Annotated in this window: 16 protein-coding genes and 1 pseudogene; 6 read left to right on the top strand and 11 right to left on the bottom strand. The window is 71.8% G+C overall.

The features are described 5' to 3' along the window. Positions 1-221: 221 nt before the first annotated feature. Positions 222-2765 carry an ATP-dependent Clp protease ATP-binding subunit gene (locus BLU82_RS33785; protein WP_092625203.1) on the top strand — a complete coding sequence of 848 codons (2544 nt, stop codon included), beginning with the start codon at positions 222-224 and terminating at the stop codon, positions 2763-2765. 66 nt (positions 2766-2831) lie between these two features. Here BLU82_RS33785 and BLU82_RS33790 read toward each other — a convergent pair whose 3' ends face one another. Further along, positions 2832-3200, bottom strand: a complete 369-nt coding sequence (locus BLU82_RS33790; RefSeq protein WP_092625205.1) for a hypothetical protein — start codon at positions 3198-3200, stop codon at positions 2832-2834. A gap of 143 nt (positions 3201-3343) precedes the next feature. Here BLU82_RS33790 and BLU82_RS33795 point away from each other — a divergent pair, with 143 nt between their 5' ends. Further along, complete coding sequence (locus BLU82_RS33795; RefSeq protein ID WP_092626749.1) at positions 3344-4084, top strand: HAD-IIA family hydrolase; 741 nt, start codon at positions 3344-3346, stop codon at positions 4082-4084. On the opposite strand, the gene BLU82_RS33800 is transcribed toward BLU82_RS33795, so the two are convergent. The 4 genes from BLU82_RS33800 to BLU82_RS33815 form a co-directional block, all read right to left on the bottom strand. Beyond that, positions 4068-5804 carry a serine hydrolase domain-containing protein gene (locus tag BLU82_RS33800; protein WP_092625207.1) on the bottom strand — a complete coding sequence of 579 codons (1737 nt, stop codon included), beginning with the start codon at positions 5802-5804 and terminating at the stop codon, positions 4068-4070. The genes BLU82_RS33795 and BLU82_RS33800 overlap by 17 nt on opposite strands. Beyond that, complete coding sequence (locus tag BLU82_RS33805; protein ID WP_092625209.1) at positions 5801-7081, bottom strand: exo-beta-N-acetylmuramidase NamZ domain-containing protein; 1281 nt, start codon at positions 7079-7081, stop codon at positions 5801-5803. Before BLU82_RS33805 ends, BLU82_RS33800 begins: the two co-directional genes overlap by 4 nt. A 29-nt stretch (positions 7082-7110) precedes the next feature. After that, positions 7111-8916: a glycoside hydrolase family 3 protein gene (locus BLU82_RS33810; protein ID WP_197682643.1), complete on the bottom strand. Its 1806-nt coding sequence runs from the start codon at positions 8914-8916 to the stop codon at positions 7111-7113. Between the two features lie 267 nt (positions 8917-9183). Then, positions 9184-10056: an A/G-specific adenine glycosylase gene (locus tag BLU82_RS33815; protein ID WP_092625212.1), complete on the bottom strand. Its 873-nt coding sequence runs from the start codon at positions 10054-10056 to the stop codon at positions 9184-9186. A gap of 212 nt (positions 10057-10268) precedes the next feature. Between BLU82_RS33815 and BLU82_RS33820 the strand changes: the two genes are divergently transcribed. Together BLU82_RS33820 and BLU82_RS33825 are read left to right on the top strand one after the other, a co-directional pair. Continuing rightward, positions 10269-11495: a hypothetical protein gene (locus tag BLU82_RS33820; RefSeq protein WP_157740439.1), complete on the top strand. Its 1227-nt coding sequence runs from the start codon at positions 10269-10271 to the stop codon at positions 11493-11495. 120 nt (positions 11496-11615) lie between these two features. After that, entirely contained in the window at positions 11616-12230 is a 615-nt protein-coding gene (locus BLU82_RS33825) for an alpha/beta fold hydrolase (RefSeq protein WP_092625214.1), read from the top strand. Between the two features lie 174 nt (positions 12231-12404). Here the strand turns inward: BLU82_RS33825 and BLU82_RS33830 are convergent, their stop codons facing one another. From BLU82_RS33830 to BLU82_RS36490, 5 genes are all read right to left on the bottom strand, one after another. After that, the gene (locus BLU82_RS33830; RefSeq protein WP_092619626.1) at positions 12405-13637 is read right to left on the bottom strand and encodes an IS256 family transposase; all 1233 of its coding nucleotides are present in this window, start codon (positions 13635-13637) and stop codon (positions 12405-12407) included. 888 nt (positions 13638-14525) lie between these two features. Continuing rightward, complete coding sequence (gene disA / locus BLU82_RS33835; RefSeq protein WP_370246347.1) at positions 14526-15656, bottom strand: DNA integrity scanning diadenylate cyclase DisA; 1131 nt, start codon at positions 15654-15656, stop codon at positions 14526-14528. A gap of 120 nt (positions 15657-15776) precedes the next feature. Beyond that, on the bottom strand, positions 15777-17168 hold the full coding sequence (radA, locus tag BLU82_RS33840; RefSeq protein WP_092614061.1) for a DNA repair protein RadA: 1392 nt from the start codon (positions 17166-17168) through the stop codon (positions 15777-15779). A gap of 92 nt (positions 17169-17260) precedes the next feature. Beyond that, positions 17261-17965 carry a class I SAM-dependent methyltransferase gene (locus BLU82_RS33845; RefSeq protein ID WP_197682644.1) on the bottom strand — a complete coding sequence of 235 codons (705 nt, stop codon included), beginning with the start codon at positions 17963-17965 and terminating at the stop codon, positions 17261-17263. A 125-nt stretch (positions 17966-18090) separates the two neighbouring features. After that, positions 18091-19611, bottom strand: a complete 1521-nt coding sequence (locus BLU82_RS36490; protein ID WP_370246348.1) for a pentapeptide repeat-containing protein — start codon at positions 19609-19611, stop codon at positions 18091-18093. Between BLU82_RS36490 and BLU82_RS36495 the strand changes: the two genes are divergently transcribed. Further along, positions 19585-19692, top strand: coding sequence for an LPXTG cell wall anchor domain-containing protein (locus BLU82_RS36495; protein WP_370246349.1), 108 nt, complete (start codon positions 19585-19587; stop codon positions 19690-19692). The two genes, BLU82_RS36490 and BLU82_RS36495, sit on opposite strands and share 27 nt — an antisense overlap. A gap of 116 nt (positions 19693-19808) precedes the next feature. Here the strand turns inward: BLU82_RS36495 and BLU82_RS33855 are convergent, their stop codons facing one another. Continuing rightward, positions 19809-20528: a hypothetical protein gene (locus BLU82_RS33855; RefSeq protein ID WP_092614066.1), complete on the bottom strand. Its 720-nt coding sequence runs from the start codon at positions 20526-20528 to the stop codon at positions 19809-19811. A 54-nt stretch (positions 20529-20582) separates the two neighbouring features. On the opposite strand from BLU82_RS33855, the pseudogene BLU82_RS33860 reads away from it, so the two are divergent. Continuing rightward, positions 20583-21541: pseudogene (locus BLU82_RS33860) on the top strand (Ppx/GppA family phosphatase). Positions 21542-21663: the final 122 nt, after the last annotated feature.

Here is a 21663-nt window from a genome sequence, read left to right on the forward strand (position 1 = left end):
ACTTCGCCCGCAGCGAACTCCGGGGTCAACAGGCTCATCGAGTGGAACATCGGGTACCCGGCGTGGTGTTCTTGCAGGCACAGTAAGTACGAAGGATCCGTCGCCGCCGTCTCGTTCCGGGACCACCGCGGAGAGAGCGGCGGCCGGCGGATATAGCATCGAATGGTCAGATGTGGAGTCCCCCGTCTCCACAGCCGACCGCTCGGCAAGGAGCGCCACTGATGTTCGAGAGGTTTACCGACCGCGCGAGGCGTGTTGTCGTCCTGGCCCAAGAAGAGGCCCGGATGCTCAACCACAACTACATCGGCACCGAGCACATCCTCCTGGGCCTCATCCACGAGGGCGAGGGTGTGGCGGCGAAGGCGCTCGAGAGTCTCGGCATCTCGCTCGAGGCCGTGCGCCAACAGGTCGAGGAGATCATCGGCCAGGGCCAGCAGGCGCCGAGCGGGCACATCCCGTTCACGCCGCGGGCCAAGAAGGTGCTGGAACTGAGCCTGCGCGAGGCGCTGCAGCTCGGCCACAACTACATCGGCACCGAGCACATCCTGCTCGGCCTCATCCGTGAGGGCGAGGGCGTCGCCGCCCAGGTGCTGGTGAAGCTCGGCGCCGACCTCAACCGCGTCCGCCAGCAGGTCATCCAGCTGCTGTCGGGTTACCAGGGCGGCAAGGAGGCAGCTACCGCCGGTGCCGGCCCGCAGGGCGAGGCGCCGTCCAGCTCGCTCGTTCTCGACCAGTTCGGCCGCAACCTGACCCAGGCCGCCCGCGAGGGCAAGCTCGACCCGGTCATCGGCCGCGAGAAAGAGATCGAGCGGGTCATGCAGGTGCTGTCCCGCCGCACCAAGAACAACCCCGTCCTCATCGGCGAGCCCGGCGTCGGCAAGACCGCCGTCGTCGAGGGTCTGTCGCAGGCCATCGTCAAGGGCGAGGTGCCCGAGACGCTGAAGGACCGGCACGTCTACACGCTCGACCTCGGTGCCCTGGTGGCGGGCTCCCGCTACCGCGGTGACTTCGAGGAGCGGCTGAAGAAGGTCCTGAAGGAGATCCGCACCCGCGGCGACATCATCCTGTTCATCGACGAGATCCACACCCTCGTCGGGGCGGGCGCCGCCGAGGGCGCCATCGACGCCGCGTCCATCCTGAAGCCCATGCTGGCCCGGGGTGAGCTGCAGACCATCGGCGCCACCACGCTCGACGAGTACCGCAAGTACGTCGAGAAGGACGCCGCTCTCGAGCGCCGGTTCCAGCCCATCCAGGTGCAGGAGCCGACCCTCGCCCACACCATCGAGATCCTCAAGGGTCTGCGCGACCGCTACGAGGCGCACCACCGGGTGTCCATCACCGACGGCGCGCTGGTCGCGGCGGCGCAGCTGGCCGACCGCTACATCTCCGACCGGTACCTGCCCGACAAGGCCATCGACCTCATCGACGAGGCCGGGGCGCGGCTGCGTATCCGTCGCATGACGGCTCCGCCGGACCTGCGCGAGTTCGACGAGCGCATCGCCGACGTCCGTCGCGAGAAGGAGTCGGCCATCGACTCGCAGGACTTCGAGAAGGCGGCGTCGCTGCGCGACAAGGAGAAGCAGCTCATCGCGCAGAAGATCGAGCGCGAGAAGCAGTGGAAGGCCGGCGACCTCGACGTCGTGGCCGAGGTCGACGACGAGCTGATCGCGGAGGTGCTGGCGTTCTCCACCGGCATCCCGGTGTTCAAGCTCACCGAGGAGGAGACCTCGCGGCTGCTGCACATGGAGGACGAGCTGCACAAGCGGATCATCGGCCAGGAGGACGCCATCTCGGCGCTGTCCAAGTCGATCCGCCGTACCCGCGCCGGCCTGAAGGACCCCAAGCGTCCCGGTGGCTCGTTCATCTTCGCCGGCCCGTCCGGTGTCGGTAAGACCGAGCTGTCCAAGACGCTGGCCGAGTTCCTGTTCGGCGACGAGTCCGCGCTCATCCAGCTCGACATGAGCGAGTTCTCCGAGAAGCACACCGTCTCGCGGCTGTTCGGCTCGCCGCCCGGCTACGTCGGGTACGAAGAGGGCGGCCAGCTGACCGAGAAGGTGCGCCGGCGTCCGTTCTCCGTCGTGCTCTTCGACGAGGTCGAGAAGGCCCACCCCGACATCTTCAACTCGCTGTTGCAGGTGCTCGAGGACGGCCGGCTCACCGACGCGCAGGGCCGCGTCGTGGACTTCAAGAACACCGTCATCATCATGACGACGAACCTGGGGACCCGCGACATCGCCAAGGGCGTCAACCTCGGCTTCTCGGCCGGCGACGACACCACCGGCAGCTACGAGCGCATGAAGGCCAAGGTCACCGACGACCTCAAGCAGCACTTCCGGCCCGAGTTCCTCAACCGTGTCGACGACATCGTCGTGTTCCACCAGCTGACCCGCGACGAGGTGCTGCGCATCGTCGACCTCCGCATCGCCGAGCTCGACGAGCGGTTGCGCGACAAGGACATGGGGCTCGAGCTCACGCAGCCGGCGAAGGAGCTGCTGGCCAAGCACGGCTTCGACCCCGTGCTGGGCGCCCGGCCGCTGCGCCGGACCATCCAGCGCGAGATCGAGGACACCCTGTCCGAGAAGATCCTGTTCGGCGAGCTCAAGGCCGGCGAGCTGGTTCTGGTCGACGTCGAGGGCGAGGGCGCCGAGGCGGCGTTCACGTTCGCCGGCAGCCCGAAGTCCGAGCTGGCCGACGTCGCGACGCCGGTCGGCGCCGGCGCCGCCAGCGGCACGGCCGCGGCGACGAAGCGCGAGAAGACGTCGTAACGGCGTCACACGACAACGGCCCCGGAGCATCCGCTCCGGGGCCGTTTCGCGTTGCTGGGGGAGTGCTCAGCTCATGTCGATGTCGCACTCGTCCTGGACGTTCTGGGTGATGTTCTCGAGCGCCGTCATGGTCTCGGTCATGGCGTCCTCGTCGACCGACTCGGGGTCGGAGGCGGCCTCGAGCGAGGAGGCGAACGTCTCCCAGTCGCCCTTGATGTCGTCGGGAGCGGCGTCGACGATCTCCTGGATGCGGTTGGAGAACTCCTCCATCGCCTCCGGGTCGGTGGGGTCGGCGTCGGCCAGCGACGAGTCGTCCTCGGCGGCGCTCAGCAGGTCGCAGTACTCCCCGCCGTCGTCGCTGCTACACGCGGTGAGGCCGAGGACGAGAGCGGCCGCGGCGCCGAGCAGCGAAGCGGACCGGGTGGATCGGGACATCGTGGAACTCCTATGCAAGGGGGTGCGTGATTGGTCAAACCCCGGCGACCCTACCCGATCCATCTGACAGTGAGGGAACGAACGCGCCACGTCCTAGAGTGGTGCGCGTGAGCGACCGCGAGATCGAGTGCTGGCTGACCGACATGGACGGCGTCCTCGTGCACGAGGACCGCGCCATTCCGGGGGCGGCGGACTTCCTGCGCCGCCTCGTCGACCGCGAGCGCCGCTTCCTGGTGCTCACCAACAACTCCATCTACACGCCGCGCGACCTCGCCGCCCGGCTGGTGCGCAGCGGCCTCGACCTCCCCGAGCAGTCCATCTGGACGTCGGCGCTGGCGACGGCGCAGTTCCTCGACGACCAGCACCCCGGTGGCACGGCCTACGTCATCGGCGAGGCCGGGCTGACGACGGCGCTGCACGAGATCGGCTACGTGCTCACCGACACCAAGCCCGACTATGTCGTGCTGGGCGAGACCCGCACGTACTCGTTCGAGGCGATCACCAAGGCGATCCGGCTGATCGGCGAGGGCGCCCGGTTCATCGCCACCAACCCCGACTCCACCGGTCCGTCGCAGGACGGGCCGCTGCCGGCCACCGGCGCCGTCGCCGCCATGATCACCCGGGCCACCGGGCGCGACCCGTACTACGTGGGCAAGCCGAACCCGATGATGTTCCGCAGCGCGATGAACGCCATCGAGGCGCACTCCGAGATGACGGCCATGGTCGGCGACCGCATGGACACCGACGTCGTCGCGGGCATGGAAGCCGGCCTGCGCACCTACCTGGTGCTGACCGGCTCCACCGCCCGCGCCGACATCGGCCGGTTCCCGTTCCAGCCGAACCACGTGGTCAACTCGGTGGCCGACCTCATCGACCTGATCTGACCCAGCCGTCGGCCACGAACCGGTCCGGGTGCCGCTCGCCGTCGAACACCGGCTTGCCACGGGTGCGCACCTTGACGTCGTCGACGTAGACGCCGCGGCCCTGGTAGAGCGCGTCGGTGACGTAGCGCCAGCGCAGGATCGTGGCGCCGTCGCCGGGCAGCCCGGCCCGCACCGTCCACCACTGCCGGCCCTGGTAGCCGCTGACGACGCCGTCGGCGGCGTCGATCGTGTCGCCTCCGGCCCGAGCCGAGAACGGCACCGGCGTCCAGGTGGCGCCGTCGTCGGTTGAGCGCTCCAGTGTGAGGGTGTCGGTCGACTCGGTGTCGACGAACAGGTCGAACAGCAGCGTCGAGCTGCCGGACACGTCGACCGGCAGGCTGAGCGTCGACGTCGTCGCGTCGCCCTCGTGTGCCCGCCAGGCGTCGTCGCCGGCCCGCGGCTCGACGGCCAGCGCGTAGGCCAGTTCGTGCGCGACCGCCCGCCGGGCCGGGTTGATGCTGCCCCAGTTGCGCGAGGGGTGCACGCGGTTGGTCAGCAGGATCACGAACGAGCGCGACTGCGGATCGACGACCATGCTCGTTCCGGTGAAGCCGGTGTGCCCGGCCGACGACGGCGACGCCAGCGCGTCCATGTACCAGCGCTGGTCCAGCTCGAAGCCGAGGCCGTGCGCGTCGCCGGGGAAAGCGGCGTTCTCGTCGGTGAGCATCGCCTCGACGGTGTCCGGGCGCAGGATCCGCTCGCCGCCGTAAGCACCCCCGTTGAGGATGGCCTGCGCCAGCCGGGCGAGATCCTGCGCCGTGCCGAACACGCCGGCGTGCCCCGCGACGCCGTTCAATGACCACGCGTTCTCGTCGTGCACCTCGCCGCGGACCATGCCGCGCGGCGGCGCCGCCTGGAACTCCGTCGCGGCGATGCGGTGCAGTTCGGACGCGGGCGGGTTGTAGCCGGTGTCGGTCATGCCGAGCGGCTCGGTGATGCCGCCGGCGACCAGCTCGTCCAGCGGCTCACCGGTGACGGCCTCGGCGATCAGCCCGGCGGTGATCATGTTGAGGTCGGAGTAGAGGTACGTCGTGCCGGGCGGGTTCGCCGGGGTGGTGTTCAGGACGGCGGCGATGCGCGCCTCCGGCGTCGGCCAGTCCCGCCACAGCGGCAGCCACGCGACCAGCCCGCTGGTGTGCGTCAACAACTGCCGGACGGTGATGGCCTCCTTGCCGTTGGCGGCGAACGCGGGCAGGTACCGGGCGACCGGCGCGTCGAGGTCCACCCGGCCGGCCTCCACCTGCTGCAGCACGACGATCGTCGTGAACAGCTTCGACACCGAGGCGAGGTCGTAGATGGTGTCCTCGCCGGCCGCGACCCACTCGTCCTGCGGCAGCTCGCCGCCGGCGTTGTCGGTGAACCGCAGCGCCCAGCCGGCGGCGTCCTCGGCCACGACGCGGCCGTCGTGCGCGGCCAGCACCGTCATGCCTGAGTACAGCGGGTGGGCCGTGCCGGGCGGCGTCTGCGTGTACGACGCGGCGGCCTCGACCAGCGCGTCGACGCGGTCCTCGTCGAGGCCGACGTCGGACGGCGCCGCCGCGCGCAGCGTGGTGCGCGGCGACATGAAGCCGTCGTGCGGACGGTCGAACCGGGCGTCGTCGCTGCCCGCGCCCGCGGGGATGCCCGCGCCCAGCAGGGCTGTCGCGAGCGCCGTCACCAGGACGACGCGGCGCGCCGTCATCGCCGGCCCCGGTAGAGCAGGTAGGGCTGGCGGCGCCGGTCGAACTCGGCCAGCTCGTCCTGCCACGAGGCGACGATATCGTCCGCCGACGCCCCCGCGTCGACCATCACCCGCAGCCGTTCCGACCCGTGCAGCTTGTGGATGAAGCCGTCGCTGGTGCCGCCGCCGCGCCATGCGAACGCGTCCGGATACCGGCCCTTCGCCGCGACCAGCATCGCGACGCCGGTGCGGACCGGGTCGAACGCGGCCGGGTCGGTGACGTGCAGCTGGACGCCGCCGTTCACCACGCCGACGTTCTTGCTGATCCACGGCACGAAGTACGCCTCGCGGAAGTCGACGCCGGGCAGCCCGGCCGCGTTGAGGTCGTCGGCCCAGTGGTAGGTGCCGTAGGGCGCGCCGATCAGCTCGAACGGCCGCGTCGTGCCGCGGCCCTCCGACGCCGTCGTCCCCTCGAACACGCAGGTGCCCACGTAGACCTGCGCGGTCTCGGGGGTCGGCATGTTCGGGCTGGGCAGCACCCACGGCAGACCGGTGTCCGCGTAGCGGGAATCCGGCCGCCAGCGGCGCATCGTCACGACCTCGAGATCCTCGACGGAGGCGCCGGCGTCGTCGGGCAGGAACTCGGTGTTGAAGAACCGGGCCAGCTCGCCGACCGTCATGCCGTGCTGCTGGACGATGTAGCGCTGCCCGATGCCCGACTCGAACCCGGGGAACAGCATCGGTCCGCGGGCCGAGCCGCCGACGGGGTTGGGCCGGTCCAGCACGACGAACTTCAGCCCCATGCGGGCGGCCGCGCGCATCGCCGACCACATGGTCCAGATGTAGGTGTAGAACCGGGCACCGACGTCCTGGATGTCGAAGACGACGACCTCGACGCCGGCCTCGGCGAACATCCGCATGAAGCCGGCCTCCTGCGCGCCGTACGCGTCGTACACCGTCACGCCGGTGCGCGGGTCGATCGTCGTCTCCTCCGCCTCGCCGGCCTGCGCCGAGCCGCGGAAGCCGTGCTCGGGGCCGAACACGCCGACGATGTTCACGGCGCCGGAGGCGACCATGCTGTCGACGATGTGCGAGGCGTCGGGCAGGATCCCGGTCGGGTTCGAGATGACGCCGACGCGGTGGCCGGACAACGCCGTCCAGCCGTCGTCGGCCAGCCGCTGCGCGCCCGTCAGCACCGCCCTCGCCGGGTCGTTGCCGGCGGCGAAGGCGACTGACGGGGCGGCGACGACGGCGGCGCCTGCGGCACCGGCCGATGCGATGAACGTACGGCGGTCCATGGGGGCTCCTCGGTGTGTGCGGGCGGGGGTCACCAGGTGAGGCCGTGGCCGATCGGGTAGAGCACGCTGCCGTCGGCCGCCGGGACGACGACGGGCAGTCGTCCCGCGGGGGAGATGGCGCCGGTCAGGACCTTCGCGACGCTGCGCATCGACACCGTCGTCGACGAGTAGGCGGCGAGGAACCCGGCGGACTCGGGCAGGTAGGCGACGTCGTAGGTGTTGCGGACGGCGACCGCGACGACCGGGTGCCCGGTGGCGGCCAGCTCGGCGACCAGGCGGCGCTGCCGGCCCTGCGGGTCCGTCGTCATCGTGTCCCAGGCGTTCGACGTGACGACGACGGTGAGGTCGTGGGCGGGCGCGGCCTGGACGGCGGCGGCGATCGCGGCGTCGCTGGGCCGGGTGCCGACCGCCTGGGTCGTCGCCGTCGCGCCTTGCGCCGTCAGGGCGGCCGCGAGGTCGTTGCCGGCCGCCGTGTTCGTCGTGACGACGTTGACGCTGCTGGTGGGTGCCACGGGCAGGAGGGCCGCGCCGTCGGCGCCGGTGTTGCGCAGCGCGGTGACCGTCGGGTCGGTGATGCGCTGGGCGGCGGCCTGGTGCGCGCGGACGCCGACGGTCCGGTCGACGCGGTCGAGGTCGACCTGCTCGTCGCCGGTGATGCCGCGCTTCCACTTCAGCTCCAGGATCCGCTCGACGCTCTCGTCCAGCCGGTCCTCGCTGAGCTCGCCGTCGCGGACCGCCGTCAGCACCGCCTGGTACATGACGTCCATGTCGCCGTCCTTCGGCACCAGCAGCTGGTCGACGCCGGCCCGCAGCGCGAGCACCGGGACGCGGTCCGGGCCGAAGCCCTGGCGCACGCCCTCCATGTTCAGCGCGTCCGTGATGACGACGCCGTCGTAGCCGAGCTCGCCGCGCAGCAGCCCGGTGATGATCGGCTCGGACAGCGTCGCCGGGACGCCGGTCGGGTCCAGGCTGTCGACGACGATGTGTGCCGTCATGATCACGTCGATCCCGGCCTCGACCGCCGCCTCGAACGGCGGCGCGTCGATGGCCTCCCACTCCGCGCGTGTGTGGTCGATCTCCGGGACGCCGTAGTGGCTGTCCGTGCTGGTGTCGCCGTGGCCCGGGAAGTGCTTCGCGGCGGCCGCGACGCCCTGGCCGTTCTGGTAGCCGGCCACCTGTGCGGCGACGTACTCGGACGCCATCGCCGGGTCCGAACTGAAGCTGCGGACGCCGATGACCGGGTTCTCCGCGTTCACGTTGACGTCGGCGACCGGCGCGAAGTTCTGGTTGATGCCGACGGCGCGCAGTTCCCTCGCGGTGATCTTCGCGGCCTCGCGGGCGGCGTTCGTGCTTCCGGCGGCGGCGAGCGCCTGGGCGCCGGGGAACTGCGTCGCCGGGGCCGGCATGCGGGCGACGATGCCGGTCTCCTGGTCGGTGCTGATGATCAGTGGCGGCCCGCCGTCCTCCGTCGCCGTCTGCTGGAGGCCGTTGGAGAGCTGCGCGACCTGCCGCGGGTTGGCGACGTTGCCTGACCAGGCGAAGTAGATGACGCCGCCGAGGTGGTACTTCTCCACCACGTCAGCGGGGGTGTCGACGCCGTAGGCGGCCTGGTTACTGGTCCGCTGCGCGTCGGTGACGGTGTGCGCGTCGGCCCCGTACACCTGCACCACGAACAGCTGGCCGACCTTCTCCTCCAGCGTCATGCCGTCCAACTGGGCGGCCACCCACTCCTCTCCCTCGTCGTCCGCGGCCGCCGGCGCGGCCAGCGTCGGGGCGGCGATCAGCGCGGCGGCGGTCGTGGCCGCGGCGACACGTAACAGGCTGCGACGGTGCATCCGGGGCATGCGGGCCTCCCGAGTGGGATGGGCGGTTGCCGTTTTCAGCGAGCCGGCTTGTGGCGGAACGTAGCGAAATGATTACCGCCGGTCAAGAGTGGTCACGCCCCGACGTCGTCCCGTTCGTCGTGCGGCGGGTGCTGCGCCGGCTCCGCTTCGCGGCGGTGAAGCATGACGCGCGCGCTCCTGACACCGGCTCCGCACCCGCCGCCGCCTTCTCATGGCGCGCTCGTGGCGCCGGCTCCGCGTCCCTTCCCTCGCGCCCGCTCAGTCCGTCGGGCTGGAGGCGGGGAGGCGGTAGCGGTTGCCCGCCAAGGGCTCGACGAGGCCGTCGGAGACCAGGGCGTCGAGGGCGCGTTCGCGCTGCACCGGCTCGGCCCACGCCGCGTCCAGCAGGCGCTTGGGCACCGGGCCGTCCGAGTCGCGCAGGATCGCCATCAGCCGGCCGCGGACCTGGCGGTCGGTGCCGTGCCATGCCTGGCCGCGGCGCGGGGGGCCGTCGTCCGGAGGAGAGCCGGCGAGGCGCCATGCGCAGGAGGCGGCCAGGGGGCACGAGGAGCATCGCGGCGAGCGCGCCGTGCAGACCAGCGCCCCGAGCTCCATGACGGCGACGGCCCAGCGCGGCGCGGTCTCGGCGTCCGGGACGAGGTCCAGCGCCATGCGCCGCTCGGCCGCCGTGGGCGCGGCCGGCGGGTACTGGGTCCCGGCGACGGCGCGGGCGAACACGCGCCGGACGTTGGTGTCGAGGACGGCGTGCCGGGCGCCGAACGCGAACGATGCGACGGCGGCGGCCGTGTAGTCGCCGATGCCGGGCAGGGCGATGAGCTCGTCGTAGCTGGACGGCACCGCGCCACCGTGCCGGTCGACGATCGCGGCGGAGGCCGCGTGCAACCGCAGCGCCCGCCGCGGATACCCGAGCCGCCCCCAGGCGCGGATCGCCTCGCCCGGCTCCTCGGCGGCGAGGTCGGCCGGCCGGGGCCACCGTCGCATCCAGGCCTGCCACACCGGCTCGACCCGGACGACCGGCGTCTGCTGGAGCATGATCTCGCTCACGAGCACGCCCCACGGCGTCCGGTCCGGCGCGCGCCACGGAAGGTCGCGGGCGTGCGCGGAGTACCAGGAGAGGACGGCGGCGTGCATCAGCGCCGAGTCTAAACGCCTCCGGCCGGCCGGTCGTAAAGGGTCGAAAAGGACATTCGAAAAATCATCCGATGACGTTCCGTCATTGGTCGTTGACTCATGATCACTCTCGTAGTTAGCGTCTCTCGCGCGTGATCATCTCATTGCGCACGGATAAATCCGGACTCTGTTCTCATCGAGGCCGGAATTGGGTAAGTGGAGAAGGAGCAAGCATGACTCTGGAAGCGACTGACCGGCGGCGTGTGCGTCGTGGTGCGGTCAAGGTGGCAGCGGGTGTGGCCGGCGCTGCGCTGGCCTGCTCGGCCGCCGGACTGCAGGCACAGGCCGCCGAGTCCGGCCAGGCCTCCGGGCCGGACCAGCGCTCCGGCGAGTTCAGGATCGCGGCGGACGGCTACTACGCCACCGCTCAGGTGCGGACCGGCGCGCAGGCGCCGATCCCGGTGCAGGTGCCGGAGCTCGACGCGCACGTGACCGTCGGGCAGATCGAGTCCGAGGCCAACTCGGCCGGCGTCGAGGGCGAGGACGAGGGCGTCTTCTCCCGGGCGTTCGGCACCATCGCCAGCATCGGCGGCGCGGGCGCCGAGTTCGACGTCCCGTACCTGGTCGAGCAGGTCGCGCTGCCGGAGGAGGCCGAGTCGGCGACGTACGGCCTGCACGAGCTCGAGGTCCCGATCCTCGGCAACCTCGACGCGATCTCCGGCGAGGTCAAGGCCAACTGGAACGACGACCTCGTCACCGAGGGCGGCGAGGGCGGCGTGCTGACGTCGCTGTACTCCGGCGTCGGCGAGGTCGACCTGATCGACGTCGCGGACCTGGGCGCGGTGACGGAGCTGCTGCCGATCGAGCTGCCGGCCGGCAGCCCGGTCGTCACGGTCGGCGCCGGCCAGCTGCTGCAGGAGACCGGCACCTTCCCGAAGGAGGACGGTTCCCTGGGTGCGTACGCCGAGGTCAGCGGCCGGTTCGCCGACCTGAGCGTGCTGGGTGGTGCGGCCAACGGCGGCATCTCGCTCGGCTTCGCGGGCTCCGACGACGGCGAGACGCCGAACGCGTGGGGCCGGCTGGAGGCGACCGGCGAGCCGGGCGGCGCGGCGTTCGACTACGAGCTGCCGGCCCTCGAGCTGCACGTCGGCGACAACGACGTCGTCCACGTCGAGCCGGGCTTCGACGAGACGTTCGACCTGGGCGGCCTGTCGGTGAACCTGAACTTCGCCGACTACCGCGACTCCGACACCGTCCTCGCCGAGGACGGCACGGTCGCGTCCGCGTCGGGCGGCGGCCTGTCGGTGCGCGTGACGGTCAGCGTCCCGGTGCCGGTCGTCGGCGACGTCGAGGTGGCCAGCGCCGAGGTCGGCCTGCTGAGCTTCCCCGAGCTGAGCGTCGAGGTGCCGCAGGGCGGCATCACCGGCGGCGCCGCCGCGGAGGCCGCGCGCTCGCTGTGAGACCTGGCACGGCGGCTCCACCCGTCGCCGTGACTGGAGAATGAGAATGACCTCGTGGGTCCGGTCCCTTCGTGAGAGGGCGGCCGGGCCCACGAGTCCGTCTGCGGCAGAATGCGGCGGATGACGACGCTGCTGCTGGTCCACGGCGGGCTCTGGGAAGCGGGCATGGACGCCGACGCGTTCTGGCGGCGCCCCGGCGTCGTCGATGCGCTGGAGGACCGCGGGTTCGACGTCCTCGCGCCGGACCGGCCGGTGCACGCGGCGTCCTGGGCGGACGAGGCGGAGCACCTGGCCCGGGCGCTGCCGACGGGCCCATGCACCGTCGTCGCCGGGTCGAACGGCTGCTCAGCGGCGGTGCGGCTGGCGCTGGCCCGTCCGGACGCGGTCGCCCGGCTGCTGCTCGCCTGGCCCGCGACGGCGGGCGATCCCGCCGTCGACGCCCGGACGGCGGCCGCCCTCACGGCGTCGGGCGCCGCGCCGGAGGTCGTCGCGGGGCTGCTGGCCGGCGACACGCTGCGCGGCGTGACCGACGCCGCGCTCGCCGGGCTGACGGCGCCGCTCGGGTTGCTGCCGGCCGAGCCGGAGAACCCGTTCCACCAGCGGCGGACGGTGGACGCGCTGGCAGGACTGGTTCCGGGCGCGACCGTGCTGCCCGGGTGCACCGAGCCGCCCCGCCCGGACTTCGCCGCCGACCTCGGCCGGTGCGCCGACGCGATGGCGGCGTTCGCCCGCTGACGCGCCTGGCGCCGGGGTGGGCTGACGTGGTGGCGGTTGTTCGCGCGGAGTGCGGTCCCCGCCCGGCTGGGAGGGCTTCCCACCCTACGGGCGGGCACTGACAGTCGCCGTTCGACGGTGACGTCCCGCTGGGTGGTGGAGTTCTTCGACCACTGTGCGGGGTCAGTGTGCTGATCATGCCGTCATGAGTTCGGGTTTGGCCACCTCCTTGTTGGTTGCCGGCGCGTTGAGCAGGGCCATGGAGGTTTCGGAGAGGTAGCGGCGTTCGGCGGTGACTTGCCATTCGTCGTGGGCCTCCACGAGGACCGATCCGGCCAGGCGGAGCAGGGCGGCGGGGTTGGGGAACACTCCGACGACGTCGGTGCGGCGTTTGACCTCCTTGTTCAGCCGTTCCAGCGGGTTGGTGGACCAGATCTTCTTCCAGTGGCTGATCGGGAACGTGGTGAACGCGAGGAGATCGTCCTTGGCGTCGCGCAGCATCTGTTCGACCTTGGGTAGTTGCCGGCCGAGCATGGTGGCGATGACGTCGAACTGCTCGTGCACGTGCTCGGCGTCGGGCTGGGCGAAGATCGTGCGGATCGCCGCGGCCACCATCTCGGCGTTGCCCTTGGGGACCTGGGCGAGCACGTTGCGTAGGAAGTGCACCCGGCAGCGCTGCCAGGCCGCGCCGATCAGCACCGAGGCGATGGCGTGCTTGAGGCCGGTGTGGGCGTCGGAGATGACCAGCTGGACACCGCCCAGCCCGCGGGCCTTCAACGAGCGCAGGAACGCGGTCCAGAACGCGCCGTCCTCGCTGTCGCCGACGTCGAACCCGAGCACCTCGCGCCGCCCGTCGGCGGTGACGCCGGTAGCGATGACCACCGCCTGGGACACCACGCGGCGGTTCACCCGGGCCTTGCAGTAGGTCGCGTCGAGGAACACGTACGGATAGGTCGTCTCGCCCAGCGACCGGTCCCGGAACGCACCCACTTCTTCGTCGAGATCGGCGCAGATCCGCGACACCTCCGACTTGGAGATCCCGCTGTCCGCGCCCAGCGCCTTGACCAGGTCATCGACCTTGCGGGTCGACACCCCATGCAGATACGCCTCCATGATCACCGCGAACAGGGCCTGGTCCACCCGCCGGCGCCGCTCCAACAGCGACGGGAAGAACGACCCCGTGCGCAGCTTCGGGATCCGCAACTCCAGATCCCCCGCGGTCGTGGTCAGGACCCTGGGTCGCGAGCCGTTGCGCTGCGCGGTCCGCTCCGCGCTGCGCTCCCACGGGCCAGCACCGATCACCGCCGTCGCCTCGGCATCGATCAACGCCTGATACATCCCCTGCGCCGCGGTACGGACCCGATCATCCACATCAGCGGCCCGCATCACCTCGAGCACCTCAAGTAGGGCAGCATGGTCCAAGGCCATCGTGCGTCGTGTCCTTCCGTGAGTTCCATCGCTAGGTCTCACTGACCGTCGCACGATGGCCGCCCAACACCACCGTCGACACGACGACGCTCAAGCGGGCCACGAACTCCACCACTCCACGGGACGCCACCCGTTCGACCAGCGCCAGGGCGGCCGGAGGCGCGAGGCGAGGGGCGGCGACGGGTGGTGGCGCGTGGGCCACCCGAACGACGGCGTGCGCTGAAGTGCTGGCGGCGGTTCGCGCTGAGTGCGGTCCCCGCCCGGCTGGGAGGGCTTCCCACCCTATGGGCGGGCACTGACAGTCGCGGTTCGCGTGGCGCCCGGACGGCCGGCGGCGCGAGGTGGCGGGCGGTGACGGCGCGGCCCGCTGTTCGCGCGGTGTTCGGTCCCCGCCCGGCTGGGAGGGCTTCCCACCCTATGGGCGGGCGCTGACAGTCGCGGTTCGCGTGGCGCCTGGACGGCCGGCGGCGCGAGGTGGCGGGCGGTGACGGCGCGGCCCGCTGTTCGCGCGGTGTTCGGTTCCCGCCCGGCTGGGAGGGCTTCCCACCCTATGGGCGGGCGCTGACAGTCGCGGTTCGCGTGGCGCCTGGACGGCCGGCGGCGCGAGGTGGCGGGCGGTGACGGCGCGGCCCGCTGTTCGCGCGGAGTGCGGTTCCCGCCCGGCTGGGAGGGCTTCCCACCCTATGGGCGGGCGCTGACAGTCGCGGTTCGCGTGGCGCCTGGACGGCCGGCGGCGCGAGGTGGCGGGCGGTGACGGCACGGCCCGCTGTTCGCGCGGTGTTCGGTCCCCGCCCGGCTGGGAGGGCTTCCCACCCTACGGGCGGGCACTGACAGTCGCCGTTCGGCAGGCGCCGGGAGCGGCGGGCGGCGACCCGACGCGACCGCGCGTCAGACGTAGCGTTCGAGGATGCTGGACTCGGCCAGCCGGGACAGTCCCTCGCGGACGCTGCGGGCGCGGGACTCGCCCACGCCCTCGACGGCTTGGAGGTCGTCGACGCTGGCGGCGAGCAGTTTCTGCAGGCCGCCGAAGTGCTCGACCAGGCGGTCGATGACGCTGTCGGGGAGCCGCGGCACGCGCGCCAGCAGCCGGAACCCGCGTGGGCTCACCGCGGCGTCGAGCTGCTCGCCACCGCCGGGGAAGCCGAGCGCCCGGGCCACCGCGCCGAGGTCGAGCAGCTCGGTGCCGGACAGGGTGTCGAGCGCGCTGATGGCCTCGCCGAGGCTGCGCTTGCGGCGTCCGGACGGTGCCGGCAGGTAGTCGCGGATGACCAGCTCGCGGTCGGAGTCGACGCCGGCGACCAGTTCGTCGAGCTGCAGGCTGAGCAGCCGGCCGTCGGTGCCCAACTCGACGACGTAGCCGTCGATCTCGACCGAGATGCGCCGCACCATCTCGAGTCGCTGCGCCACCGAGACGACGTCGCGGACGGTGACGAGGTCCTCGATCTCCAGCGCCGACAGCGTGCCGGACACTTCGTCGAGGCGCAGCTTGTACCGCTCGAGCGTGGCCGGCGCCTGGTTGGCGCGCGACAGGATCTGCCCGGCGTCCTCGAGCACGTAACGGATGTCGTCGACGTAGATGGCGACGATGCGCATGGACTGGCTGACCGAGATGACCGGGAAGCCGGTCTGCTTGGCCACCCGCTCCGCGGTGCGGTGCCGGGTGCCGGACTCCGTCGTCGGGATGGACGGGTCGGGCACCAGCTGGGTGGCGCACTTGAGGATCTTCGTGCAGTCGCGGTCGACGACGATGGCGCCGTCCATCTTCGCCAGCTCGCGCAGCCGGGTGGCGCTGAACTCGACGTCGAGGCTGAAACCGCCGGTGGACATGGCCTCGATGGTCTTGTCGTAGCCGAGCACGACCAGGGCGCCGGTGCGGCCGCGCAGGATGCGCTCGAGGCCCTCGCGCAGGTTGGTGCCGGGCGCGACGGCTGCGAGAGCCAGGCGCAGTTTCGCGTCGGCGCCGGCTCGATCGATGCCTTGCACGTGACCCCTGTCGTGACCCGGACGGCTTGTCGTGATGAACAGTGTACGGTCGCGCGGCGCCGGCCCGGGGAGGGTGCGGCAACGACGCTGGATAGAACAGTCTAGGGCGTGATGTGCCGGTGCGCGGCGACGTTCACGTCAATACCACGCAACGATTCAGGTGCGCTGGGGCGAATCCGCAGCCAACCGGGCATCGCGGCCCGTCGCCGCCAGCGCCTGCCCGACGTCGGTGACCTCGACGACGCGGATGCCGCCGGGCACCGGGCCGGGGTCGGCGGGCACCAGGGCTGTGGTGAATCCCATGCGCTCGGCCTCGGCCAGCCGGCGGTTCAGGCCGGACACACGGCGGATCTCGCCGGCCAGCCCGACCTCGCCGAGCGCCGTGAGCCCGGCCGGCAACGGCGTGCCGATGGCGGCGCTGGCGACGGCGAGCAGCAGCGCGAGGTCGGTGGACGGCTCGGACAGCTTCGCGCCGCCGACGGTGGACGTGTAGACGTCGCTGTTGCTGAGCTTCACCTGGCCACGGCGCTCCAGGACGGCCAGCACCATGGCCACCCGGGAGGAGTCGAGCCCGCTGTTCGCCCGCCGGGGCGAGGCCAGCGCCGACGTGGCCACCAGTGCCTGCACCTCGCCCAGCAGCGGCCGCCGGCCCTCCAGCGTCACCGTGATGCAGGTGCCGGGGACGGGCGTGGCGTGCCGGCTCAGGAACAGCCCGGTGGGGTCGGCCAGCGACGAGATGCCGGTGTCGGTGAGGTCGAAGCAGCCGACCTCGTCGGCCGGGCCGAACCGGTTCTTCACCGTGCGCACCAGCCGCAGCCGCGAGTGCCGGTCGCCCTCGAACTGCAGCACGACGTCGACCAGGTGCTCCAGCACCCGCGGCCCCGCGATGCTGCCGTCCTTGGTGACATGGCCGACCAGGATCGTCGCGATGCCGCGGTCCTTCGCCACCCGGATCAGCGACGCCGCCACCTCGCGGACCTGCGTGACGCCGCCCGCCGCACCGTCGACGGCCGGGCTGGACACCGTCTGCACCGAGTCGAGCACCAGCAGCGTCGGCTGCACCTCGTCGATGTGCCCGAGCACGGCTGACAGGTCGGTCTCGGCGGCCAGGTACAGGTGGTCGGCGACCGCGCCGATGCGCTCGGCCCGCAGCCGCACCTGCGCCGCGGACTCCTCGCCGGTGACGTAGAGCGCCTGGCCCGCCTCGTGCGCCCACCGCGCCGTGACGTCGAGCAGCAGCGTCGACTTGCCGACACCCGGCTCGCCGGCCAGCAGGATGACGGCGCCCTGGACCAGCCCGCCGCCCAGCGCGCGGTCGAACTCGCCGACGCCGGTGGGCCGGGACCGGGCCGCCTCGATGGCGACGGAGCCGATGGGCCGGGCCGCCTCGGTGACCGGGCCGGCCGCCGTGACCCCGGCCTTCGCCGCGCCCGCCTGCTCGACCGTGCCCCACGCCTGGCACTCACCGCACCGGCCGACCCACTTCGCGGTGGTCCAGCCGCACTCGGAGCACCGGAACGCCGGGGCCGTCGCTTTCGCCTTCGCCATGTGATGAACCGTAGACGGCGCCACCGACAACGCTGTGGAGCTGGGGGCGTGAGGAGGGGCGGGGTGCTGCGCCGGCTCCGCCTCCGCCGCTGTCAGAAGCGGCGCCAGAAGAGGTTGACGGCGTAGTCGACGGAGGCGCCGTCGTGCTCGGCGAGGATGGCGTCGGCGTTCGCCGGGTCGAACTCGATCCGCACGACGGCCTCGAACGCCGCGCGGTCGGGCAGCTCCCAGCGCATCGTCAGCGGCTCGCGGTGCCAGCCCTGCCGGGCCCAGAACCGCTCGACCGCCTGTGCGTCGTACTTCGGCAGCGCGGTGCGGAACCAGCGGCCGAACGTCGAGCGCGTCGCGTCGTTGTCGATGACGAACGCGGTGCCGCCGCGCCGCACGACCCGGGCCAGCTCGGCCAGGCCCGGCTCGCAGCCCGGGCCGAAGAAGTAGGCCCAGCGGGCGTGCACGACGTCGACGGAGGCGGTCGGGAGCGGCAGCTGCTGGGCCGTGCCGCGCCGGACGGTGATGCGGGAGCGCACCGCTGCCGGCAGCGCCGCGACGCGCTGCTGGGCCCGGCGCACCAGCGGCGGGTGCGGCTCGACGCCGACGACGCGGCGGGCGGACGCGGCGAAGCGCGGGAGGTGGTACCCGGCACCGCAGCCGACGTCGAGCAGTTCCAGCCCGGCCCAGTCGTGCAGGCGCAGCATGGCGGCCTCGATGACACCGCCGGGATCGACGCCGCGGTTCTCGATCTCGTAGACGTCGGGATGGTGCCAGATGTTCGGACTCGGGATCACGTCGCGGCGCACAGATCAATCATTGCAGACGCTCAGGTCGAATTCGGACAGAAAGGGATTTAAGAAAGCACTGTCACCGGTATGTCACCTAGAAGATTGACCTTTTGTAGAGTACCTTGACACCCCTGGCCAGGGCGTCAAATGTACTCCCTGGCGGGCACCCAGAAAACAGGTTGCCTGGGAAACACCTTTCGAATGATTTGAGGAGAATTGTGTTGAAGACAGTGCTGCGTGGCGCCGTTGTGGCCGGCGCTGCGCTCGCCGCCTGTTTCGCCCTGAGCGTGCCGGCGGCCACGGCCGAGGAGGGCAAGGGGGTTGAGCTCCCCAACGAGATCACCAGTGTCGAAGAGGCCGACGGCCTGCTCGACAACCTCGGCCTCGGTGACATCGAGGTGGGCAACAGCATCTGCGCGCTGCCCTGGCTCTGGCAGGGCCCGTTCAACATCTTCGTGGGCGGCCAGGAGGCCTACTACGAGGCCTGCAACGGCAACACCGGCATCGCCATCGGTGACGGGATCAACGTCCTGAACCACGGCGCCGACTCGTACGGCGATGGCATCAACGTCCTCAATAACGCCTGCGCGGCGCCCTGGCTCTGGCAGGGTCCGGCGAACGGCGCGACGGAGGACCAGGCCGCCTACTACGTGGTCTGCAACACCGAGGAGACCACGTACGGCGACGGCATCAACGTGCTCAACGGCGCGTGCGCGCTGCCGTGGCTGTGGCAGGGCCCGGCGAACGTGTTCGTCGAGGGCCAGGAGGCCACCTACGTCGCGTGCAACAGCGACGGCACCACCTACGGTGACGGCCTCAACGTCGGCAACAACGTCTGTGCGCTGCCGTGGCTGTGGCAGGGCCCGGTCAACGGGTTCAGCGACGGCCAGTCCGCGCACTACGCCGCCTGCAACAACGACGGCACGCTGACCGGCGACGGTGTCAACCTGCTGAACAACGCCTGCGCCGCGCCGTGGCTGTGGCAGGGTCCGATCAACGCGGTGCTGGGCTCGCAGTCGGCCCACTACACCGCCTGCAGCGGCGCCGACGCGCCGTCGACGGACCTCCTCAGCAGCCTCGTCTCGGGCGAGGGTGACGGTGGCAGCATCGACATCCTCAACGACGCGTGCGGCGCGCCGTGGCTGTGGCAGGGCCCGCTGAACGCGCTGATCGGCAGCCAGGAGGCCTACTACCAGGCCTGCGACTACCGCGCAGAGGCGGAGACCGAGGTCGACGGCACTGAGGTCGACGGGACCGAGGTCGACGGGACCGAGGTCGACGGGACCGAGGTCGACGGCACTGAGGTCGACGGCACTGAGGTCGACGGCACTGAGGTCGACGGCACTGAGGTCGACGGCACTGAGGTCGACGGCACTGAGGTCGACGGGACCGAGGTCGACGGCACTGAGGTCGACGGCACTGAGGTCGACGGCACTGAGGTCGACGGGACCGAGGTCGACGGGACCGAGGTCGACGGGACCGAGGTCGACGGCACTGAGGTCGACGGCACTGAGGTCGACGGCACTGAGGTCGACGGCACTGAGGTCGACGGCACCGAGACCGACGGCACCGAGACCGACGGCTCGGAGGACGGTGCCGCTGACGGTGCCGCCGACGGCTCCGGCGACGGCGAGGCGCTGCCGGACACCGGCGCGTCGAGCCAGCTGCTGGTCGTCGGCGCCGGCCTGCTGCTCGCCGGTGCGGCCGCCGCGTTCGCGGTGAACCGCCGCCAGGTCCAGCAGTAGCGGCAACTCCCCTGCAGAGGCCGCCGGCCCGGATGACGACGTCCGGGCTCGGCGGCCTCTTGCTGTACGGCGTCAGCGCGCCGCGATGGCCGGGTGCAGCACCAGCGCGGTCCCTGTCAGGGTGTCGCGCGCGCCGCTGTCGCAGGGTGGGTCAGCAGCGGTAGCTGGGCGGCGAGGAACGCCTCGCAGTGCTCGGCCAGTTGCTCGTACGCCTTGTCACCGATGAGCGCCCGCAGCTCCGGCTCGTTCGACCGGTACACCGGCTCGCGCCCGACGTGCGCCTCGGTGGCCATCGTGCAGTACCACGTCATGTCGTGGCCGCCGGCGCCCCATCCGGCGCGGTCGTACTCACCGATGGAGATCTCGAGGTACGACGTGCCGTCGGGCCGTTCGGCCTCGCGGTAGGAGCGCCGGATCGGCAGCTGCCAGCACACGTCGGGCTTGGTCTCGAGCGGGTGCTGCCCGTTCGCCAGCGCGTACGCGTGCAGCGCGCAACCCGTGCCGCCGGCGAACCCGGGCCGGTTCAGGAACACGCACGCGCCGTCGACGACGCGGGTCTTGCGCTCGCCCTCGTCGTCGGTCTCGACGATGCCGCCGCGCAGGCCCTCGTCGCGCAGCTGCCACGTCTCGGGACCCAGCCGGTTGGCGTACCCGCGCACGCGCTTCTCGTCGTCCTCGTCGGAGAAGTGGGCGCCGTGCGTGCAGCAGCCGTCGTCGGGACGGTCGGCGTAGATACCGGGGCAGCCCTGCCCGAAGATGCACGTCCACCGGGACGTCAGCCAGGTGAGGTCGCAGCGCAGCACCTGGCCGTCGTCGGCCGGATCGGTGAATTCCACCCAGGCTCGCGCTCCGTGTGTCCGCAGCTCCACCCCACGAGTATCGTCGTTTTCGTGCGCATGGGTGTGCTCGACGTCGGTTCCAACACCGTCCATCTGCTGTTGGTCGACGCGCACAGGGGTGCGCGTCCGCTGCCGGCGTACAAGCAGAAGACCGACCTGCGGCTGGTCGAACTGCTCGACGACTCCGGGTCCATCGGCAAGGAAGGCGCCAAACAGCTGGTGCAGAGCTGCCGCGAGGCGGTCGAGGCGGCCGAGGACAAGGGCGCCACGTCCATGCTGGCGTTCGCGACGTCGGCGCTGCGCGAGGCCGTCAACGGGACCGCCGTCCTCGACCGCGTGCGCGACGAAGCCGGTGTCGACCTGCAGATCCTGTCCGGCGAGGACGAGGCGCGGCTGACGTTCCTGGCGGTGCGGCGCTGGTACGGCTGGTCGGCGGGGCGGCTGCTGAGCCTCGACATCCGGCGGCGGCTCGCTGGAACTGGCCGCCGGCGGCGACGAGGATCCGACGTCGCCGTGTCGCTGCCGCTGGGCGCCGCCGGCTCACCCGCGACTGGTTCACCGGCGACCCGCCCGACAAGGACGAGGTGCGGGCGCTGCGCGGGCACGTGCGGGCCGAGGTCGCGTCGATCATCGGTGACGTCAACCGGTACGGCGAGCGCGACCGCGCGGTCGCGTCGAGCAAGACGTTCCGGTCGCTGGCCCGGGCCGCCGGCGCCGCGCCGTCCGGCGAGGGCCCGTACGTCCGGCGCACACTCAGCCGCTCTGACGTGCAGGATCTGGCGAAGAAGCTGGCCTCCATGACGGCCGCCGAGCGGGCCAAGCTGCCCGGTGTCTCGTCCGGGCGGGCGGGGCAGCTGCTGGCCGGCGCCATCGTCGCCGACGCCGCGCTCGACCTGTTCGAGATCGACGAGGTCGACGTCTGCCCGTGGGCGTTGCGCGAGGGCGTCATTCTGCGCCGGCTGGACCAGATCGAGGGGGGCACCTTCGGCGAATCGGACGTATCGGGTTAGAGTCGTCTGGCTGTTACCGTCTCGTGATCTTCCGGAGGACCGCCGCTCGTGCCCCACGCTCGCCACAAGCGGCGCCGTCCTGGCCGTCTCAGCCGTCTCGTCCTGCCCGTCGCGGGTGCGGG

This window comes from Jiangella sp. DSM 45060, from assembly GCF_900105175.1.
In the GTDB taxonomy this organism is placed as follows: Bacteria; Actinomycetota; Actinomycetes; order Jiangellales; family Jiangellaceae; genus Jiangella.

Bases quoted from the DNA above. Each gene is read 5' to 3' on its own strand.
- BLU82_RS33785 (WP_092625203.1), top strand. From the start codon at position 222: ATGTTCGAGAGGTTTACCGACCGCGCGAGGCGTGTTGTCGTCCTGGCC.
- BLU82_RS33790 (WP_092625205.1), bottom strand. From the start codon at position 3,200: ATGTCCCGATCCACCCGGTCCGCTTCGCTGCTCGGCGCCGCGGCCGCT.
- BLU82_RS33795 (WP_092626749.1), top strand. From the start codon at position 3,344: ATGGACGGCGTCCTCGTGCACGAGGACCGCGCCATTCCGGGGGCGGCG.
- BLU82_RS33800 (WP_092625207.1), bottom strand. From the start codon at position 5,804: ATGACGGCGCGCCGCGTCGTCCTGGTGACGGCGCTCGCGACAGCCCTG.
- BLU82_RS33805 (WP_092625209.1), bottom strand. From the start codon at position 7,081: ATGGACCGCCGTACGTTCATCGCATCGGCCGGTGCCGCAGGCGCCGCC.
- BLU82_RS33810 (WP_197682643.1), bottom strand. From the start codon at position 8,916: ATGCACCGTCGCAGCCTGTTACGTGTCGCCGCGGCCACGACCGCCGCC.
- BLU82_RS33815 (WP_092625212.1), bottom strand. From the start codon at position 10,056: ATGCACGCCGCCGTCCTCTCCTGGTACTCCGCGCACGCCCGCGACCTT.
- BLU82_RS33820 (WP_157740439.1), top strand. From the start codon at position 10,269: ATGACTCTGGAAGCGACTGACCGGCGGCGTGTGCGTCGTGGTGCGGTC.
- BLU82_RS33825 (WP_092625214.1), top strand. From the start codon at position 11,616: ATGACGACGCTGCTGCTGGTCCACGGCGGGCTCTGGGAAGCGGGCATG.
- BLU82_RS33830 (WP_092619626.1), bottom strand. From the start codon at position 13,637: ATGGCCTTGGACCATGCTGCCCTACTTGAGGTGCTCGAGGTGATGCGG.
- radA (WP_092614061.1), bottom strand. From the start codon at position 17,168: ATGGCGAAGGCGAAAGCGACGGCCCCGGCGTTCCGGTGCTCCGAGTGC.